This is a genomic window from Mediterraneibacter agrestimuris (genome assembly GCF_943193195.1).
Taxonomy (GTDB): Bacteria; Bacillota; Clostridia; order Lachnospirales; family Lachnospiraceae; genus Schaedlerella; species Schaedlerella agrestimuris.
In genome coordinates, this window is the sequence record NZ_CALPDG010000021.1 from 1 (window position 1) to 18,337 (window position 18,337).

The following is an 18,337-nucleotide window of genomic DNA, read 5'->3' on the forward strand; positions in this document are numbered from 1 at the left end:
GACAAAAGAAAAAATAGATTTTATCGAAAAGTGGTGCTGGAGTTCTTCTCCAGCACCAACTTTGTCTACAGTCTGAAGGCTGTACTTTTCGTACAGCCTCATAAAAGACATTTTTACATCATGCCCATTCCTGCTCCGCCTGCAGGCATTGCCGGTGTATCTTCTTTAATTGTTGCTACAACAGACTCTGTTGTCAAAAGTGTAGATGCTACACTTGTTGCATTCTGAAGCGCACTTCTTGTTACCTTTGCCGGATCCAGAATACCTTCTTTTACCATATCCACATATTCTTCTTTGTATGCATCAAATCCATATCCATTCTCAGACTCTCTGACTTTGTTAATAATAACTGCACCTTCTAATCCAGCATTTGTTACAATGTGGTACAGGGGAGCTTCCAGTGCCTTCAAAATGATATTTGCTCCTGTCTTCTCGTCACCTTCCAGTGTCTCTGCCAATTTTGCAACCTCTTTGGATGCATGGATATATGCAGAACCACCTCCGGAGATGATTCCCTCTTCTACAGCAGCTCTTGTTGCATTCAGCGCATCTTCCATACGAAGTTTTGCTTCTTTCATCTCTGTCTCGGTAGCTGCGCCAACGCGGATAACTGCTACACCGCCAGCCAGTTTTGCAAGTCTCTCCTGTAATTTCTCTTTATCAAATTCAGATGTTGTCTCTTCAATTCCTTTTTTGATCTGCGCAACTCTGTCTGAAATTGCTTTTTTCTCTCCATAACCGTCTACGATAACAGTATTCTCTTTCTGAACTTTCACTGATTTTGCACGTCCGAGCTGATCAAGTGTTGCTTCTTTCAGATCCATGCCAAGTTCTTCTGAAATCACCTGTCCGCCTGTCAGAATTGCAATATCCTGTAGCATTTCTTTCCTTCTGTCACCATATCCCGGAGCTTTTACAGCTACAACGTTGAATGTTCCGCGCAGTTTGTTGACGATGAGAGTTGTAAGCGCCTCTCCCTCGATATCCTCTGCAATGATCAGAAGTCTGGAACCTGACTGTACGATCTGCTCCAGCAACGGCAAGATATCCTGAATGTTGGAAATCTTTTTATCTGTGATAAGAATAAACGGATCATCCAGCACCGCTTCCATTTTCTCCATGTCTGTCGCCATATATGCGGAAATGTATCCACGGTCAAACTGCATACCCTCTACGAGATCAAGTTCTGTCTGCATTGTCTTGGACTCTTCAATTGTTATAACACCATCATTGGATACCTTTTCCATAGCGTCTGCTACCATCTGTCCGACTGCATCATCACCGGAAGATACTGCTGCAACTCTTGCAATCTGCTCTTTTCCTGTTACTTTGCTGCTCATCTCTGCAATTGCTTCTACAGCCTTGTCAGTTGCTTTCTTCATTCCTTTACGAAGAACAATCGGGTTAGCACCTGCTGCCAGATTCTTTATTCCCTCGTTGACCATTGCCTGTGCAAGTACAGTTGCTGTTGTTGTTCCGTCACCTGCCACATCATTTGTCTTAGCAGCAACTTCACGGATAAGCTGTGCACCCATATTTTCAAATCCGTCTTCCAGTTCAATTTCTTTAGCGATTGTTACGCCGTCATTTGTAATAAGCGGCGCGCCAAAAGACTTATCCAGTACAACATTTCTTCCTTTCGGTCCAAGTGTTACTCTAACGGTGTCTGCAAGCTGATTGACACCTTTCTCCAATGCTGCTCTGGCTTCTGCGCCATATTTAATTTCCTTAGCCATAATCTTTCACTCCTGTCAATTTTTTAATTCAGTTAAAAACCTTTTTACTTATAAAGAAGCTCTCTATGCTTCCACTATAGCAAGTATATCATTCTGTTTTACAATAATATATTCCTGTCCTTCCAGTTCCACTTCTGTACCGGCATACTTGGAATAAATAACCTTATCTCCTGCCTTTACCTGCATAACCACTTCTTTACCATCTATCATTCCACCAGGACCTACTGCAATTACTTCAGCTTCCTGTGGTTTCTCTTTTGCCTGACCAGGAAGAACGATTCCTGATTTTGTTGTCTCTTCTGCCTCTAACTGTTTTAACACAATCTTGTCGCCCAATGGTACTAATTTCATTATAATTCCTCCTTAATATTCTACTTTTTGTTAGCACTCATTTCTTTTGAGTGCTAAGCCATGAATATAAAATAGCACTCTGGCTTTCATTTGTCAACAGAGATTCTCATATTTTTATATTAAGTTTATATAATAAATCCCAGCTGCATATGAGCTGGGATATCTTTGTTTAATTATTTGCAGTCAAAAACCATTTCCGCGGGTTTCCACTGCATTGTAAAATCCGTTCTCAATACGGAATACAAGCATATTGCCGTCTTCCGACTGAAAACGCTCTTTTACAACACCTGTACAATAGAGAAGTTCATTTTTCGTTGCAATATAACACCGATATTTTGCATCCAGTGAAATTGCAGTCAAATCTTTTTCCCTTAATTCCAGATAAATGTAGTCTTCTTCCATATCATACCGGAACACACGGGCTCTGTGTATTGCTTCATCCAGAACCGCGTCCGCTGAAATTGTTTTTACCATACGCAAATCAACCGGATTACCTTCGTACATGTTCTTCTCCTTTTATCTTTAAGTCTTACATCTGTTTTACATTCTCTCTTTTTTAATCTTCTCAAGTTCTGTAAATACATAGTCGTTCAGGACTTTGATATATGTACCTTTCATGCCGGAGGAACGGGACTCAATGACCCCCGCACTCTCAAATTTACGAAGTGCATTAACGATAACAGAACGGGTAATTCCCACACGGTCTGCAATCTTACTTGCTACCAGAATCCCCTCCACACCGTTCAGTTCTTCAAAAATATGAATGATTGCTTCCAGCTCTGAAAAAGAAAGTGTTCCAATTGCAGACTGCACAATGTGCTCTTTTCTTGTTTCTTCTGCATTTTCCTCATTCACGGAACGAAGCATCTCCAGACCTACAACTGCGGTTCCATACTCACTTAAAATGATATCGTCAATGGAATATGTCTCATTCTGTTTGTACAAAAATAATGTGCCCAGACGTTCTCCTGCAATATCGATAGGTGTGATAATTGCCTGATATCCTGCCACAGATACTGATGAAAATCCCAACGTCTCCAGATTAACATTCTCTTTCGTAGACAGTATACTTAACATACGCTCATTGAGCATATCGTCAATATGAGAACCGACAGCCTCCCCGATCAGCTCTCCGATCATCTGTACACTTTCACACTTACTTACTCCGAGAACCTTGCCCTTTCTGCTGACAACAAGTACATTAGAATTCAATATCTCTGTCAGCACAGCACAGATATCATTGAATACTACCTTACTGGAATTGTTATTATGGAGCAGCTTGTTTATTTTCCGGGTTTTATCTAATAGTTGTACGCTCATTCTTCTCCTCCGTTTTTATTAGTACTACAGATTATTCTGTAGTTCACACATATTCGCCTTAAATTGTATACACAAATCACCCTAAAATGCTCGGTAAATTCATGTTATCATACAATTCTCGAAATAGCAACAAAATTAACCCATCCACTTTTAAATTTTATTATATTTTCTTTACATAACCACATTTTTCATCGGCACATGCTACTTTATTTCCCTTTTCTACCATATATCCGCCGCATTCCGGGCATTTTTCCCTGGATGGTCTCTGCCATGACATAAAATCGCATTCCGGATTATTCTCACATCCAAAATATTTTCTGCCCTTCTTTGTCTTACGAATCACGACATTACTTCCACACTTCGGACATGGTACGCCAATTTTCTCCAGATACGGTTTAGTATTACGGCATTCCGGAAATCCCGGACAAGCGAGGAATTTGCCGTGGGGTCCATATTTTATGACCATATTGCGCCCACATTCTTCACAGACAACGTCAGTCACTTCGTCCTCGATCTCTACACTTTCCAGTTCCTTCTCGGCAATCTGCACTGCCTCGTCCAAATCCGGATAGAAATTGCGGATAACTTCTTTCCACGGCACCTTTCCTTCTTCTACCATATCCAAAAGCCCTTCCATGTTGGCAGTAAAGCTTACATCTACGATGCTTGGGAATGACTGCATCATAATATTATTCACAACCTCGCCCAGCTCTGTCATATACAAATTCTTACCTTCTTTTGTAATATATCTTCGGGCAAGAATCGTGGAAATAGTCGGAGCGTAAGTACTTGGACGTCCGATACCTTGCTCTTCCAGAGCTTTTACCAAAGTTGCCTCTGTGTAATGTGCCGGCGGCTGGGTAAAGTGTTGTTTCTCATCAAAACTGTCCTTCGTAAGCACAGACTCTTTAGAGAGCCCGCCAACCAGTACATTACTCACTTCTTTCTCTTCATCCGCCTCAATATATACGGTACGGAATCCTTCAAATACTACCTTGGATGTAGATACAGTAAACAGATATTCTGCCGCTTTGATCTTTACAGAGGTAGTCTCATATTTTGCAGGCTGCATACGGCTTGCAACAAACCGCTTCCAAATCAGCTGATACAAACGGAACTGATCTCTTGTCAGAGAATCTTTTAAAGCCGCCGGAGTTCTTGTCACATCAGACGGACGAATCGCCTCATGGGCATCCTGAATCTTCTTATCAGATTTCTTCTCAGAACTTCCTGCCGCAACATAATCCTTACCATAAGTTTCTCCGATATATTCTCTTGCCGCCGCATCTGCTTCCTCAGAAATACGGGTAGAATCCGTACGCAGATATGTGATAACACCGACAGTCCCATTGCCTTTAATATCCACACCTTCATACAACTGCTGAGCAATACGCATGGTCTTTTGAGTTCCAAAATTCAATACTTTTGCTGCCTCCTGCTGCAATGTACTGGTTGTAAACGGAAGCGGAGCCTTACGCAGACGCTCACTTGTCTTAACATCCTTCACATGATACTCTGCATTTTCAATTGCCTTCAGAATCTGATCCAACTCTTCTCTGGAAGAAATAGTCATCTTCTTTCCATCGGTTCCATAGAACTTGGCAGTCAGCGGACGCTTTTCTCCTTTAACCTTTAATATCACATCCAATGACCAATATTCCTCCGGGATAAATGCATCAATTTCTGTCTCCCTGTCGGCAATAATCCGCAGCGCTACAGACTGGACACGCCCCGCACTTAGCCCTCTCTTAACCTTCGCCCACAAAAGCGGACTGATGCGGTACCCCACCATACGGTCCAGCGCACGGCGCGCCTGCTGTGCATCTACCAGATTCATATCAATCTCGCGCGGCTCTTTCAAAGATGCCTTGATTGCATTCTTTGTAATCTCGTTAAATGTAATACGGCACATTTTCTTATCATCCAGTTTCAATGCCGCAGCCAAATGCCATGAAATTGCTTCTCCCTCACGGTCCGGGTCAGTTGCCAGAAAGACTTTATCTGCTTTCTTTGTCTCTTTTCTCAAATTGGCAAGAATATCTCCTTTACCTCTGATCGTAATATATTTCGGTTCATAATCGTTTTCCGGTCCGATGCCGAGCTGACTTTTCGGCAAATCGCGGACATGTCCGTTAGATGCAGCAACTGTATAATTGCTGCCAAGAAACTTTTTAATTGTCTTCACCTTGGCTGGTGACTCCACGATAACCAGATAATGTGCCATATCACTCTTTCCTCCACCCTGGCGGAATTATTTCCGTCAATATATTCTTATATAATGATTTTTTGTAATCTCTTTAATATAGCCTTTCAGTTCCAGCCCCACTAGAAGCCGCATGATTTCTGTTACTGACAATTTTGTCTCATCAATTAACTCCCCAATGCTTTTGGGATAAAGACCAACTGAACTATACACCATATTTTCTTCTGTTTCAAGCATTTTTTTCGTTTCTGCCTGATTTTCCAAAAAATTAACATTTGATAGTTTCAAATCTGCCAGCAGTGTTTCCGGTGAAACCAAAATCCCCGCTCCTTGACGTATCAACATGTTACATCCTCTGCTCAGTTCACTATTGAGCGGTCCGGGCAGCGCCCACACATCCCTTCCCTGCTCCAGTGCCATATCTGCTGTAATCAGAGAGCCGCTTTTTTCCTTTGCTTCCATAACAAGTACATAATCCGATAATCCACTGATGATCCGATTACGTTTTGGAAAATGAAAAGGCAAAGGCTTCGTTCCCGGCGGCAATTCGGATAAGATTCCGCCCCCATGTTCCAGAATATCCATATACAGCCCAATATGTTCCTGAGGATAACAGACATCCACACCACAGCCCATCACTGCAAATGTTTTACCCCCACCTGTCAGAGCCCCCCTCTGGCTTGCACCGTCAATCCCCCTGGCAAGACCGCTGATAATCTGCGCTCCTGCCTCCGTCAGCGCCTTTGCGAATCTGCCCGCATACAACTCCCCATATGTTGTACAATTCCTTGCCCCCACCATAGCAACACTAATGCCGCCTTCCTTGGGCAGACTACCCTTTCCATATATAACATATGGCATGTCTTCTATTGAAAGAAGTCGTTTAGGATACTTTTCTTCAAAACACAATGCCATCCATATACCTCGTTTCGCCAATCCTTCCCATTCTTTTTCAAATGAAGTCATATTTTGTGCAATACGCAGAACATTTTTGTCTTCTTCTGTCAGGAAATTAATGGATTTTAATTCCGTTTCTTCTATATAATAAACCGCCTGTGCCGATTTCATATATTCTCGGAGCTTCTGCTTTTTTTTATTGCTGATTCCGTGCATTGACGCCAGCCAATATTCGTATGGCCAATCCATATCATTGTTTTTTCTCATCTGTGTTCCTCATCTTCCCCAATATTTTTTATCCAGTGTCCGATAGCCTATCGCCTCCGCAAGATGCGCCGCGCCAATACGTTCTTTTCCTTCTAAATCAGCTATTGTACGTGCCACTTTCAATATCTTATGATATGAACGTGCAGTCAGTGACAGCCTGTCAAACGCCTGTTGCATCATCCTTTCCTCTTCCGTCTCCAGAGTACAGTATTCCTCCATCTCACTTACATTCATCATAGCATTGAACCGTGTCTCTTCTCCTTGATACCGTTTATTCTGTATTTCCCGCGCTTTGCAGACTCTTCCCCTGATTTCTGCCGAACCTTCCTCCGGGTTTCTAATTGTCCCGTTTAGCTTCAAAGCCTCATATTCTACTTTCGGAGCCTCCACACAAATATCTATTCTATCCAAAAAAGGCTGACTTAACTTGCCCAGATAATTCTGTATCTGCCCCGGCGTACAAGTACATCTCTGACTGGGATATGCCCCGCAGGGACAAGGATTCATTGCAGCTACTAACATAAAGTTCGCCGGAAACAAGCAGGAGCCTTGCGCCCGTGTAATCCAGATTTCCCGTTCTTCCAATGGCTGACGCAGCACCTCCAATACAGTTTTCTGAAATTCCGGCAATTCATCCAAAAACAGTACGCCGCCATGTGCCAGACTGATTTCTCCCGGTGTTGGAATGACTCCGCCGCCCACCAATGCAGTTTTTGTCACTGTATGGTGGATACTTCTAAAAGGTCTTTTCTCTATAAGCGGCGCTTCTTCATCTACCTTTCCTAAAATACTATAAATTTTTGTAATTTCCATACTTTCTTCCAGCGTCATGGACGGAAATATAGTCGATATCCGTTTTGCCGCCATAGATTTACCACTTCCTGGCGGTCCCACCAGCAAAAGATTATGTCCTCCTGCCACGGCAATTTCCGCCGCCCGCTTTACTGCATGCTGTCCTCGGATATCTCTATAATCCAGTTCTTCCGTACATGTTTTATTGGACTTTCTATGTATTGCTTTTTGTTTTCTTGATATTTTTTTTATTTCTTTTATACCGCATAAATGTTCATATGCAGATTTTAAACTTTCTACTCCGATAATATTGATTCCTTCTACAAGAGCACCTTCCCTTACATTATCCTTTGGAATCATACAACTCATTATTCCCATCTCTCTCGCCGCCAGTACAATCGGCAGAATCCCCGGAACACGCTGTACCTTACCATCCAGACTTAGTTCTCCTACAATCAGCATAGAGGACAGCTTCTCCTGCGAAATCTTACCAAGAGAAGTAAGTATGGAAACCGCTATTGGCAGATCAAATGCTGCTCCTCTCTTTTTCATTGTCGCCGGAGCCAAATTAATAATAACTTTTTTTGCGGGAAAATCCATCTCCGAATTACGGATTGCTGTTCTGACCCGTTCTCCTGCTTCTCTCACTTCCGACGAAAGATATCCCACCATGTGAAATGCCGGAAGTCCATTACCTACGTCTGCCTCTACATTAACCAATTCTACCTTCAATCCGAAAATAGCAGCAGACTGTACACTGCTAAACCCCATGTACACACATCCTTTCTGTTTGTTTTCCCATTATCTTAAGTTCAATTTACAAATCTGATTTTCAATGTGACGACTGCCACAGACCTTTTAGAATATACAGAATTCTCAGAAAACTGGATTTGTGATGTGAGTATATCACGCGGCTATCGTATTTGCAAGCGGTTTTTATATAACAACCTTGACGGAAAGATTCATACTAGAATATAATGAATTCAGACGTGATATGTCTGCAATGCTTCAGACCAGCCGCAATTCTGTAAGAGAAGCACTTCGTGGCTTAAGTACTCCTATCCTTAAGCCACGTTCTTATTTTTGATTCTTATACTAAACTGTTACTCCAGAAACATACAACGCTCTTCCACCATCTGCAAGTAATCTGGCAGGCCCTTTTCTGCCAGCAAAGGCTGCTGTTCCCGCTGAATAAACCAGCTTATTACATTTTCTACTGTGGAACTGTCCTTTTCTATCCCGGAATGTTTCACTTGTATCTGCATATTCGCACTATTCACGTCTGACTGCTTCTCTGTCTGCAGATAATATTGCACCTCAAAGGGCAGCTCTGCCTTGCTTAGTACCTGTACTTTCAAACAATTTTCTCGGCGTTCCCCCCATATTGGAACGAAATCATGCGCCCGGTATCCAAAACTTGTACAATTCTCTGGAAGCTCCTGCTGTAGATTCAATATAATCCCCCATTCAGTCAACTCAGCCGTATGTGCATCGATCCGCCGCACATCTGAGAAATTCTTACATCCAGTTAATTTTGCCGCCTCTTTGTACCGCGGTCTGGCAAATAACGCTTTTGTGTCCCCGTTTACAACTACCGCGCCCTTGTCCAGAATCACTAACTCATCGCAGAAGCGATATAATTCGTCCCGGTTATGAGAAACCATAATAACGATTCCCAGATAATCTTGCAGCATTTCTTCTAACTCCAACTGCAAACGGTCTTTGAGAAATCCATCCAATGCGGAAAACGGTTCGTCTAACAGAATCACATCCGGCTCATACGCCATGATCCTTGCCAGTGCAACACGCTGCTGCTGTCCTCCTGAAAGCTGCCCGGGCAATTGTTTCTCCAGACCATCCAGCCGGAATTTCTGTACCATCTCCTGTACTCGTTTCTGATTCTCTGCTTTGCTTCCCTTCAGCCCTGCGGCAATATTCTTCTCCACAGTCATATGCGGAAACAACGCATAGTTCTGAAACAAATAACCGACTCTTCTCTGCTGAGGCTTTAGATTCACTTTCTTTCCACTGTCAAAAAGGAACTTTCCATCAACACAGATCTGCCCTTCATCCGGTGTCTCGATTCCGGCAATACTTTTTAACGTCATACTCTTTCCACAACCGGATGCCCCTAATATCCCGATTCTTGACACTTCACTTTTCCATTGTATTTCCAATTGAAAATTTCCCAGATTTTTTCGGATATCAATTGATATGCCCATGCTTCAATCTCCTATAATGACTGTTCACATAACAGTTAAACTTTTCGGCAAAACTGCCGTACTCCTACCACTGCTTCGTATTTTTCATCTGCTTTCCCAGTATCAGATTCATAAAAAATACCACACAGAGTGCAATCAATATTACAATTACCACCCACACACCGGCAGTCACATAATCACCGTCCTGAATGACCATCGCTATCTTTTGGGATATGGTGCCTGTCTTGCCCGGTATATTTCCTGCCAGCATAGATGTAGCTCCGTACTCTCCCAATGCCCTTGCAAATGTCAGAATTGTTCCTGCCGCAATTCCCGGTCCTGCTGTTGGAAGTATAATCTTCCAAAAAATCTTCGTTTCAGACATTCCAAGTGTCCGTGCGGCATAAACCAGATTGACATCAATCTGCTCGAATGCAGCACGAGCATTACGGTACATCAACGGAAATGAAATCACTGTCGCTGCAATAATGCACCCCAGCCAGGTCTGAACCACCTTAATATCAAACTGCTCATAAAGCAAGATACCAAGAGGACGCCTTCTGCTAAATAGCAAAAGCAGAAAAAAACCTGCAGCCGTAGGCGGCAGTACCATCGGGAGGGTTAAGATTCCATCTAATATTGCTTTTTTTACGGGCGAAGCCTTTACAACTTTCCGTGCTGCATAAATTCCCATGAAAAAGGAAATAAACGTAGCCACTACTCCTGTTTTCAGTGAAATCAACAACGGACTCCAGTCCAAGTCCTTCCATACATCCATTACTGCTTCCATCTGTACCCTCCTTACTCAAAATATTCCCACAGAGTAACTACTCAGCTTTCGGCTTCATAGTCACTAAAAAACGTCCACCGGACTGTTTTATCGCATTTATGTTTTCTTACAGTAACCTTTTATCTACTCTACATCAGTATCAAAATAATAAGAATTAAATACTTCTTCTGCTTCATCAGACAGAATAAATGCAAGAAAATCCTCTGCTGCCTTTGTTTGTGCCTCATCTGCCTCTTCATTGACAACTCTTGCAATCGGATAGATAACATTTCCTGTCAAATGATACGGTACAGTTTCCAAAATTTCCAGCTCATCTTCATATCCATACGTATCAGAATAATATGTTGTCCCTACTTCACAAGAACCCTCCACAACCGCAGAAAGCACCTTACTTACATTGTCCTGTTCACTGATTTCTACACCACCAAGCGCATCAGCAATCTCTGTTGTTGCAATCTTGGACACGTCCTCCGTTTCCGAAAGAATCCCAAGACTCACCAAAGCCTGACGGGTATATTTTCCAACCGGAACACTGCCTCCCGCGAGAGCGAGGCTCTCTGCATCTCCCAGATTCTCAAGACCTGTAACCTTTGTTCCGCTGTCTTTTAACGTTATAACAACAACCTGATTGTTTACTACATTTTCTCTTGTACCATCTACCATCAGCCCGTCAGACTCTAATGTATCCATCTGTTTCTGCGCCGCTGAAAAAAAGAGGTCACACTCATACCCCTCTTGAATCTGTGTCAGCAATGTGCCCGAGCTGTCTGCATTATACACAAGTTTAACTTCCGGATGTTTCTCATTGTACATCTCTGCCAATTCTGTCATCACAGGATTCAGACTGGCCGCAATAAACACCTGAATCTCTGTTTCTTCCACTCCTATCGTTTCTTCTGCTGCATTCTCTGTCTGCTTGCGTTCCCCCTTCTCTGTACCACCCGCACAACCGAATAAGCCCAATGCCATTACACCTGTTAACAAAACTGCTGCAACTCTCTTCTTCATAATTCTACTCCTTTTCTCAGTCTATCGATTATTATTTGAATAACATTCGCTTTCAAAAAATAAATTCTATCTGCCGCATTCCCCGGCAGTACCGACCAAAATCCCCAGTCCGTGTCCCAGTGAAGGCAGAACATACTCCAAGCTTTCTTTTACCGCCTTGGGGCTTCCCGGCAGATTCACGATCAGCGTCTTTTTCCGAATACCTGATGTAGCACGGCTCAGCATCGCACGATTCGTAATGCTGAGTGAATACCACCGGATTGCCTCGGCTATTCCTGTTGCCATCCGGTCACACACTGCAGCCGTTGCCTCCGGGGTCACATCTCTCTCTGAAAATCCGGTTCCCCCGGTTGTAAATATAACGTCTACCTTCAATTCGTCTGCCAGCCTGCACAGATTATCCTCCAATTGTTTCTGCTCATCTGGCAAAAGCAAGGTTTCCTTTACTTCGTACCCCTCTTTCTCTAGAATCTGGCAAATAAACGGTCCGCTTTTATCCTCACGTTCTCCCGTAAATCCTTTATCACTCAGCGTAATAACTGCAGCGGTAAAAGAAGTCTCTCCCTTCCCTGCATGTTTTTCATCTATATGTCCCATACTCACCCTCCTATCTGCACCATTCGCTTATCTTCCGTGATGTTCTGCAATTGTTCAAAACAGTGCTGTTTCGGCTTCTGTGTAATTGCTTTCCTCAGAATTTCCCGAATCTCTTTTAAATCATTTTCGCATATCTGCCCATTGTCTGATAAAACGCAAGATTCATCTGCCGCATTTCTTGTTATTTCTGTACAGCCGCCTCTCAATGCCTCACGCAGATCATAAGATTCTCCATAACACAGACATGGCTTTAATTCTCCTTGTGATGTCAGGCGGATCCGATTACAATTTCCGCAGAATTTCCCGTGAATTGCACTGATAAAGCCAATGCTTCCCTGAAATCCCGGAATTTTATAGTATTGTGCGGGCCCGTTTCCATGCACTCTCCCGTCTGGCTCAATCTGAGGATATTTTTCCCGCAGCGTTTGCAAAATATCCTCATTATAAACGGGACACAGACCTTTCCCATATCCGATCGGCATCATTTCTATAAACCGTACATCCACAGGTCTGTACTTTGCCAGTTCTGCCAGTGCTTCCCATTCTGATTCATTTACTTCTTTTTGTAATACTACATTGATCTTTACCTTCAATCCCACTGTCAGCGCTGTCTCTACTCCCTGCAGCACCCTGCTCAGTTCATCCCGTCCGGTAATCCACTGATACCGTGCTGCGTCCATACTGTCCAGACTGATATTTATACCATCTAGACCTGCTTCAGCAAGTTCATCCGCATATTCTCCAAGAAGTACACCATTGGTTGTCAATGTCACCTGGTCAATCCCCGGAATAGCTTTCAATCTCTTTACCAAATCAACACAGCCCTTCCTCACAAGCGGCTCTCCCCCGGTAATCTTAAACTTTTGGACTCCTTCCAGCGCCGCTGCCCGGCAAATCCGCTCAATTTCTTCATAGGTCAATATCTCGCCCATGGATACCAGCTCCACACCATCCGGCATACAATATCTGCACCGAAGATTACAACGGTCTGTAATCGAAATCCGCATATAGTCAATGGTTCTTCCATACTGGTCCTTCATCACTTTTCACTCCGTATACAAATATATTTTTTCTTTATTTACCAAAACCGCAATTCGGGAAGGTACAGATTGGGCAAGACAGACATAAGCCACCCTCTCCCAGACAATCCAAATCTTCCTTTTTCAAAATCTCGTCTGCCATCAGACGGGGCAATACCAGATCAAAGACCGTCCGCTTTGCATACATCACACATCCCGGAAGCCCCACAATCGGAATATTTACCTGATAATATGCAAGCATAAACATAGCTCCCGGCAGAACCGGCGCGCCATAAGTCACAATCTCTGCTCCTGTATTGCGAATAGCAAGCGGAGTTCTGTCATCCGGATCTACACTCATTCCACCGCTGCACAAAATTATATCTGCCCCTAACTCCAAAAGCTCTCTAATATACTCGGTCACACGCTCTGGATTGTCATCACTGACACGGTGTCCGATCAATTCAGTATCGTATTCTGCCAGTTTTGCCTCCAAAACCGGAGTAAATTTATCCTCAATTCTTCCATGATAAACTTCATTTCCCGTTGTCACAATGCCGACCTTCTTGTGACTGAATTTTTTCAGTACAAAGATAGAACCTTCTCCACAGACTTCCTTTGCATGTTCCATTTTCTCTTTCTCAATTACAAGCGGAACCACACGCATTCCCGCCAGCTTATCCCCTGCCTTCACCGGAAAATTACCATGACGGCTGGCAATCATCATCTCACCGAGACTGTTAATCTTATTCAATTTCTCCGAATCTACCTTCAGTAGTCCGTCACACTCGGCGATCAATTCAATTTTTCCTTCCTTGATATCGCTGGGACGCATATTTTCATTTTTACACATACTGTAGAGAATCTCTGCCGCGTCATTTTCATGAAGCATACGTTCATCATTTTCCCAGATATAAATATGATCCTTTCCCACACTCAATAATACCGGAATGTCTTCCTCCCTGATAATGTGTCCTTTGCGAAACACCGCATCTTTTGTCACTCCCGGAATGATCTGTGTAATATCATGACACAAAATCTGTCCCACTGCTTCTTCGGTTTTCATAAATTTCATAACGTTCCTCCTTGTACTTCCATCATGCTTCCAGACAAATGCTTTCGTTTATTTTTTAAAAACCATTCGCTTCCCAAAAACAAAGCGGACATTTCAGAATTACTTTCCGCCTCTTTCTATACTTTTTCCACACTCTCCAAAAATTCTCTTATACTCTTCTTCTGCAAACTTCTCCACGGACTTTTCCAATTCTTCGTATTTGCGGATTAATTCCAGACCTTCTTTTGTCACTTCTGCCATACCGCCAAATTTTCCGCCCGGCTGACGTCTGACAAGCTCCAGTCCCGATTCTATCTCTGCCGTATGGATCATGTTCCATGCCTTACTGTAAGAGATTCCTGTTTTCTCACTTGCCTCACGCACAGCTCCCAGACGGTGTATCTGTCTCAGCAGTGTCACCATTCCCGGTCCGAAATAAGGCTTTGTATGTACCAATCTCACCTTAACCTGCGCCCGGTCCAGATTCTTATGGTGTACCTCTGCCACTGCTTGCTTTATCGTCCCGTTTTGAATAGGTGAAGCGATTCCTTCATCTTTTAATTCCACATATTCAGGTTTCTGAGACAGTCCCTTAATTGCGCCCCGCAGACCTTCTGTTCCATTATAATTCATAATATCAGAAAATACTTTTTTTGCAAGTACCACCGGATGTCCACCGCGATAATCATAAGATGGGATTACGACAGACGCATTAATCTTTAAAAGTCTCTCCACTGTATCTGCCGAAAAAAAGGGAACATCTACTGGACAGATAAGAACTCTGTCACACCGATCTTGCAGGTAGTTCAGCCCCAGTCGGACTGAATCCAGCATTTCAGACTGTTCATATCCTTCATTTTGCAGAAATGTAACACCAAAACCCCTGAGAGTCTTTTTCAATTCTTCGCATTCCACTCCGGTAATCAAAACAATATCTTTTACGTTTGCACGCTGAAAATTCACAACAATATGCTCGGCAAGACTCATGCCCCGCACCTTCATAAGCGCATGAGCCGCGCCTCCGCGTTCTCCCGTTCCCGCTGCCGTGATAATAGCACCGATCGTTGCCTTCGACCATGTTGTGCCTGCTTTTTGCACCATACTGACATCCACCGCCTTTTCATCACCTGTAGCTTACTTTCCCCCTGCGCGCACCTGAATCATCTGTGCCGCAATGCTCACTGCAATCTCCGCCGGAGTCTCTGCCTGAATCTCCAAACCAATCGGTGTTGTAATCCGCCCCAAATCCGCATCTGTCATTCCAAGCTGCTTCAATATCTGAAATACCGCCGCCTTCTTTTTCCTGCTTCCGATCACACCAATATATCGTGCCGGTGTTTTTAAAACCTGTTCCTGTACTATTGTATCATTTTTATGCCCGCGTGTCATCACACAAACATAGTCCTCTTCTGTAATCTGAACAAAATCTGCGATTCTCTGCATATTGATCTTCAGCACCCGTTCTGCCTGCGGAAATAATTCCGGCTTACAAAAAGCTTCTCTGTCCTCTAAGATAATACAAGAAAAATCAATTGCCGCCAGCGCCGGAACAAGAGCCTGCGCCACATGTCCTCCTCCAAAAATGTATACTCTGCCTTGCTGTATCAGCCGCTCATAATAATACATATGACCGTCCACTTCCACCATGCCAAATGCCGACATCATATTGTCGATAACCGCTTCGGGAACTGCCATTCCCATCGTACCATGCTTTCTTCCGTAGAAAGCAAATCCGCCGCTTCCTTTTGTAATATCCAGAATCAGCCAGGCTGTTTCCTCCTGATCTCCCAGCATTTTACAGAACGAAATGCTTTCCTTCATGAGATGTTCCTGCGGATTCAGATAAATAAAAGCCACATCTACCTCACCGCCGCAGACCATGCCTAAGTCCTGTACCTCATTTTCTGTAAGATAATAATGAGCACAACAGGAATGTCTCTCCTTTAACAACTTGATCGCCTGCTGCTCCGCCTCATATTCTATTGCTCCGCCGCCAATCGTGCCAAAGATCCTTCCTTCTTCACCCACAACCATGTGTGCGCCCGCACCACGCGGCGCACTTCCGGTACGTCCATAAATCGTCAGAAGCACGACTTCACGCTCTTCTTCCATATATAATTGCAAAGCATCAATCAAACTGTTCATAGCTTCGCCTTCTTTCTCTCAGCCTTATTTTCACCATTGTACCACAGTCTTTTTTCATTTAACAGCCCTTTTTCAAAAATCTGTCAGTTTTTTACCTCTATTCTAATTATTTTTTAGATATAATGATGAATTTTCACTGTTGAAAGACATCAGATGAAAATAGATTTTTTATACCAATATTAAATCCTATATGGAAAAGCACAAAAATGATATTTCATACATAAACTATATCAAATGTGCTAAGAGGTGCCATCTTGAAATCATTTCCAACTCCTCTCACTCCTTCGGAAGAAAAATACTATATCCAACGATATACAGAAGGCGACCTTCAGGCAAAGCATATCTTAATTGAGCGCAATCTCCGTCTTGTTGCACATATTGTTAAGAAATACCAGTATCTAGAGGAAGATCCGGAGGATTTGATCTCTATCGGAACCATTGGTCTGATCAAGGCAGTTGTTACCTTCAATGCTGAAAAAGGAAACCGGCTTGCCGCCTATGCTTCCAAATGTATTGATAATGCTATCCTCTCGCAGATGCGTTTATGGTGGGGAACCAATCCCCCCAAAGCAGAAAAGCACCAAAGTGGCGTATTCTGGCACAAGTTTCCGAGAACATCTACATCCTTTGTTCCACTTCGGACGGCTATGTGAGGTATGCACCTATGTATATCCATAGTTTCCGACTGATAGCCCCCGCAAGCTCTTGGAAGCGCAATTATTCAATCAGCAGTATCAGAATTATGAAGACATACCGAATGTGCAGGACAGGCTCCGTTGGTGCCGTCATCGCATGGAGCTGATGCAGAAAGAAGCTGCAGATTTGATTGGAATAACCAGAGGACATTACATAGACTTTGATTTCAATCGCTTCTTATATAAAGGACAAGGAAAAATGATACGAGAATATCGTGAGAGTCTTGGCTTGAAAAAGAAACAGTTTGCCCGGTTGATAAAACTTGATCCGGGAACACTCAGGTATTGGGAGAATGACGAAAAGCAGGTGTTCAAACTTTAAGGAGTTTGTTCACCTGCTTTCTCTATGGATGCAGATTTTATAACTGCATCCAATAACTGTACCTTCTGATCAGAAGGACAATTCAGTTTTTTAATATGCTGATTGACCAAGCTTGCGTGGACACCTGCAACACGCTCTGCCAATTCACGCTGACCTTCTATGGTTTTTGGATAATGGACAATTACATTGATTGGAGCACTCTTTCTTGCGATACCACGCACCTCCCTCGTTATTTCAGTCTATGAGAGAGAAGTTGTCCGCTATACCCACAATATAACGCCTGTTTTGGCGCAAATCATCCAAACGGTTCACAGTCATACTTTGGCTGTAGAAATGTCAGCTCGTTTGTTGGAAACCGGAATTATGTAGCCAATACTCCTGTTGAACAAACTAAAAGAAGAAAAAGTAGGTCTGGATGCCACCGATACGATTGGCATTACTAAGGATGGAAAAAGGCTTTGTGCAGGCAATGGAAGGTCATGTAATTGCTTTACACCCGATGGTGCAGGAAGTGGCTGTTGAAAAAATCAAACCGTCCGTTATTTCTTGCCGTACTTTGCTTGACAGCTTACAGCAGATTTGTCTGCCCCATTCCAGTAGAGATGTACAACAAATACATTCTGGGTGGACATGGTCATGCCGTAGCATTTATTCATAAAGCAGCATATATCAAAGGGTGGAGAGTTGAGGATCAAAAGCAATTTTTCCATTTGAGAGGAACGCCTCAAGAATAATATCAAACAGTACTATTATGGCAGTCATGCACTTCGGTGTGTGGCTGCTTCTTTTGCAAGAATACGATTAAAATACGGGATAATAATCGCTACTAAAGCATATAATATGATTACGGAATAGAAAAATGCAATAAGTCACAAAAATCTATTCTAAAGAGCATCTGATATATTGATTTTTGAAGTCTATCTGGATATAATAGAATAGA

Annotated in this window: 18 protein-coding genes and 1 pseudogene; 3 read left to right on the forward strand and 16 right to left on the reverse strand. The window is 43.1% G+C overall.

Going from position 1 to position 18,337, the window contains the following annotated elements; translation table 11 throughout:
• Positions 1-113: 113 nt before the first annotated feature.
• From groL to NFS18_RS11085, 15 genes are all read right to left on the reverse strand, one after another.
• A complete protein-coding gene (groL, locus tag NFS18_RS11015; RefSeq protein WP_251390087.1) occupies positions 114-1,736 on the reverse strand; it encodes a chaperonin GroEL in 1,623 nt (540 codons plus the stop codon).
• 63 nt (positions 1,737-1,799) lie between these two features.
• Entirely contained in the window at positions 1,800-2,087 is a 288-nt protein-coding gene (gene groES / locus NFS18_RS11020; RefSeq protein WP_251390088.1) for a co-chaperone GroES, read from the reverse strand.
• Between the two features lie 183 nt (positions 2,088-2,270).
• Positions 2,271-2,591: a hypothetical protein gene (locus NFS18_RS11025; protein WP_251390089.1), complete on the reverse strand. Its 321-nt coding sequence runs from the start codon at positions 2,589-2,591 to the stop codon at positions 2,271-2,273.
• Between the two features lie 36 nt (positions 2,592-2,627).
• Positions 2,628-3,407 (reverse strand): GTP-sensing pleiotropic transcriptional regulator CodY, encoded by a 780-nt coding sequence (codY, locus tag NFS18_RS11030; RefSeq protein ID WP_251390090.1) that lies wholly within the window; start codon positions 3,405-3,407, stop codon positions 2,628-2,630.
• A 160-nt stretch (positions 3,408-3,567) separates the two neighbouring features.
• On the reverse strand, positions 3,568-5,631 hold the full coding sequence (gene topA, locus NFS18_RS11035; RefSeq protein WP_251390091.1) for a type I DNA topoisomerase: 2,064 nt from the start codon (positions 5,629-5,631) through the stop codon (positions 3,568-3,570).
• Positions 5,632-5,667: 36 nt separating this feature from the next.
• Positions 5,668-6,774 carry a DNA-processing protein DprA gene (dprA, locus tag NFS18_RS11040; protein ID WP_251390092.1) on the reverse strand — a complete coding sequence of 369 codons (1,107 nt, stop codon included), beginning with the start codon at positions 6,772-6,774 and terminating at the stop codon, positions 5,668-5,670.
• 9 nt (positions 6,775-6,783) lie between these two features.
• A complete protein-coding gene (locus NFS18_RS11045; RefSeq protein WP_251390093.1) occupies positions 6,784-8,337 on the reverse strand; it encodes a YifB family Mg chelatase-like AAA ATPase in 1,554 nt (517 codons plus the stop codon).
• A 332-nt stretch (positions 8,338-8,669) separates the two neighbouring features.
• Positions 8,670-9,788 carry a sulfate/molybdate ABC transporter ATP-binding protein gene (locus NFS18_RS11050; protein ID WP_251390094.1) on the reverse strand — a complete coding sequence of 373 codons (1,119 nt, stop codon included), beginning with the start codon at positions 9,786-9,788 and terminating at the stop codon, positions 8,670-8,672.
• A 64-nt stretch (positions 9,789-9,852) separates the two neighbouring features.
• On the reverse strand, positions 9,853-10,557 hold the full coding sequence (modB, locus tag NFS18_RS11055; RefSeq protein ID WP_251390095.1) for a molybdate ABC transporter permease subunit: 705 nt from the start codon (positions 10,555-10,557) through the stop codon (positions 9,853-9,855).
• Between the two features lie 123 nt (positions 10,558-10,680).
• On the reverse strand, positions 10,681-11,565 hold the full coding sequence (gene modA, locus NFS18_RS11060; protein ID WP_251390096.1) for a molybdate ABC transporter substrate-binding protein: 885 nt from the start codon (positions 11,563-11,565) through the stop codon (positions 10,681-10,683).
• A gap of 66 nt (positions 11,566-11,631) precedes the next feature.
• Positions 11,632-12,162, reverse strand: a complete 531-nt coding sequence (locus NFS18_RS11065) for a MogA/MoaB family molybdenum cofactor biosynthesis protein (RefSeq protein WP_331477659.1) — start codon at positions 12,160-12,162, stop codon at positions 11,632-11,634.
• A gap of 2 nt (positions 12,163-12,164) precedes the next feature.
• Entirely contained in the window at positions 12,165-13,202 is a 1,038-nt protein-coding gene (gene moaA / locus NFS18_RS11070; protein WP_251390097.1) for a GTP 3',8-cyclase MoaA, read from the reverse strand.
• Between the two features lie 34 nt (positions 13,203-13,236).
• Complete coding sequence (locus NFS18_RS11075) at positions 13,237-14,256, reverse strand: molybdopterin-binding protein (RefSeq protein ID WP_251390098.1); 1,020 nt, start codon at positions 14,254-14,256, stop codon at positions 13,237-13,239.
• A 99-nt stretch (positions 14,257-14,355) separates the two neighbouring features.
• Positions 14,356-15,336 (reverse strand): NTP transferase domain-containing protein, encoded by a 981-nt coding sequence (locus NFS18_RS11080; protein ID WP_251390099.1) that lies wholly within the window; start codon positions 15,334-15,336, stop codon positions 14,356-14,358.
• Positions 15,337-15,369: 33 nt separating this feature from the next.
• Entirely contained in the window at positions 15,370-16,380 is a 1,011-nt protein-coding gene (locus tag NFS18_RS11085) for an XdhC family protein (protein ID WP_251390100.1), read from the reverse strand.
• 254 nt (positions 16,381-16,634) lie between these two features.
• On the opposite strand from NFS18_RS11085, the pseudogene NFS18_RS11090 reads away from it, so the two are divergent.
• Positions 16,635-16,922 (forward strand): annotated as a pseudogene (locus tag NFS18_RS11090) (sigma-70 family RNA polymerase sigma factor); the annotation flags it as partial.
• Between the two features lie 163 nt (positions 16,923-17,085).
• Positions 17,086-17,397: a helix-turn-helix domain-containing protein gene (locus NFS18_RS11095; protein WP_251390101.1), complete on the forward strand. Its 312-nt coding sequence runs from the start codon at positions 17,086-17,088 to the stop codon at positions 17,395-17,397.
• On the opposite strand, the gene NFS18_RS11100 is transcribed toward NFS18_RS11095, so the two are convergent.
• Positions 17,394-17,618 (reverse strand): hypothetical protein, encoded by a 225-nt coding sequence (locus tag NFS18_RS11100; RefSeq protein ID WP_251390102.1) that lies wholly within the window; start codon positions 17,616-17,618, stop codon positions 17,394-17,396. The genes NFS18_RS11095 and NFS18_RS11100 overlap by 4 nt on opposite strands.
• A gap of 297 nt (positions 17,619-17,915) precedes the next feature.
• Here NFS18_RS11100 and NFS18_RS11105 point away from each other — a divergent pair, with 297 nt between their 5' ends.
• Positions 17,916-18,131 carry a hypothetical protein gene (locus tag NFS18_RS11105; protein WP_251390103.1) on the forward strand — a complete coding sequence of 72 codons (216 nt, stop codon included), beginning with the start codon at positions 17,916-17,918 and terminating at the stop codon, positions 18,129-18,131.
• Positions 18,132-18,337 lie beyond the last annotated feature (206 nt).

Coding starts and splice junctions, on each gene's coding strand:
- moaA (WP_251390097.1), bottom strand. CDS start 13,202: ATGAAGGACCAGTATGGAAGAACCATTGACTATATGCGGATTTCGATT.
- topA (WP_251390091.1), bottom strand. CDS start 5,631: ATGGCACATTATCTGGTTATCGTGGAGTCACCAGCCAAGGTGAAGACA.
- modB (WP_251390095.1), bottom strand. CDS start 10,557: ATGGAAGCAGTAATGGATGTATGGAAGGACTTGGACTGGAGTCCGTTG.
- codY (WP_251390090.1), bottom strand. CDS start 3,407: ATGAGCGTACAACTATTAGATAAAACCCGGAAAATAAACAAGCTGCTC.
- dprA (WP_251390092.1), bottom strand. CDS start 6,774: ATGAGAAAAAACAATGATATGGATTGGCCATACGAATATTGGCTGGCG.
- groL (WP_251390087.1), bottom strand. CDS start 1,736: ATGGCTAAGGAAATTAAATATGGCGCAGAAGCCAGAGCAGCATTGGAG.
- modA (WP_251390096.1), bottom strand. CDS start 11,565: ATGAAGAAGAGAGTTGCAGCAGTTTTGTTAACAGGTGTAATGGCATTG.
- NFS18_RS11025 (WP_251390089.1), bottom strand. CDS start 2,591: ATGTACGAAGGTAATCCGGTTGATTTGCGTATGGTAAAAACAATTTCA.
- groES (WP_251390088.1), bottom strand. CDS start 2,087: ATGAAATTAGTACCATTGGGCGACAAGATTGTGTTAAAACAGTTAGAG.
- NFS18_RS11080 (WP_251390099.1), bottom strand. CDS start 15,336: ATGGTGCAAAAAGCAGGCACAACATGGTCGAAGGCAACGATCGGTGCT.
- NFS18_RS11045 (WP_251390093.1), bottom strand. CDS start 8,337: ATGGGGTTTAGCAGTGTACAGTCTGCTGCTATTTTCGGATTGAAGGTA.
- NFS18_RS11075 (WP_251390098.1), bottom strand. CDS start 14,256: ATGAAATTTATGAAAACCGAAGAAGCAGTGGGACAGATTTTGTGTCAT.
- NFS18_RS11065 (WP_331477659.1), bottom strand. CDS start 12,162: ATGGGACATATAGATGAAAAACATGCAGGGAAGGGAGAGACTTCTTTT.
- NFS18_RS11050 (WP_251390094.1), bottom strand. CDS start 9,788: ATGGGCATATCAATTGATATCCGAAAAAATCTGGGAAATTTTCAATTG.
- NFS18_RS11085 (WP_251390100.1), bottom strand. CDS start 16,380: ATGAACAGTTTGATTGATGCTTTGCAATTATATATGGAAGAAGAGCGT.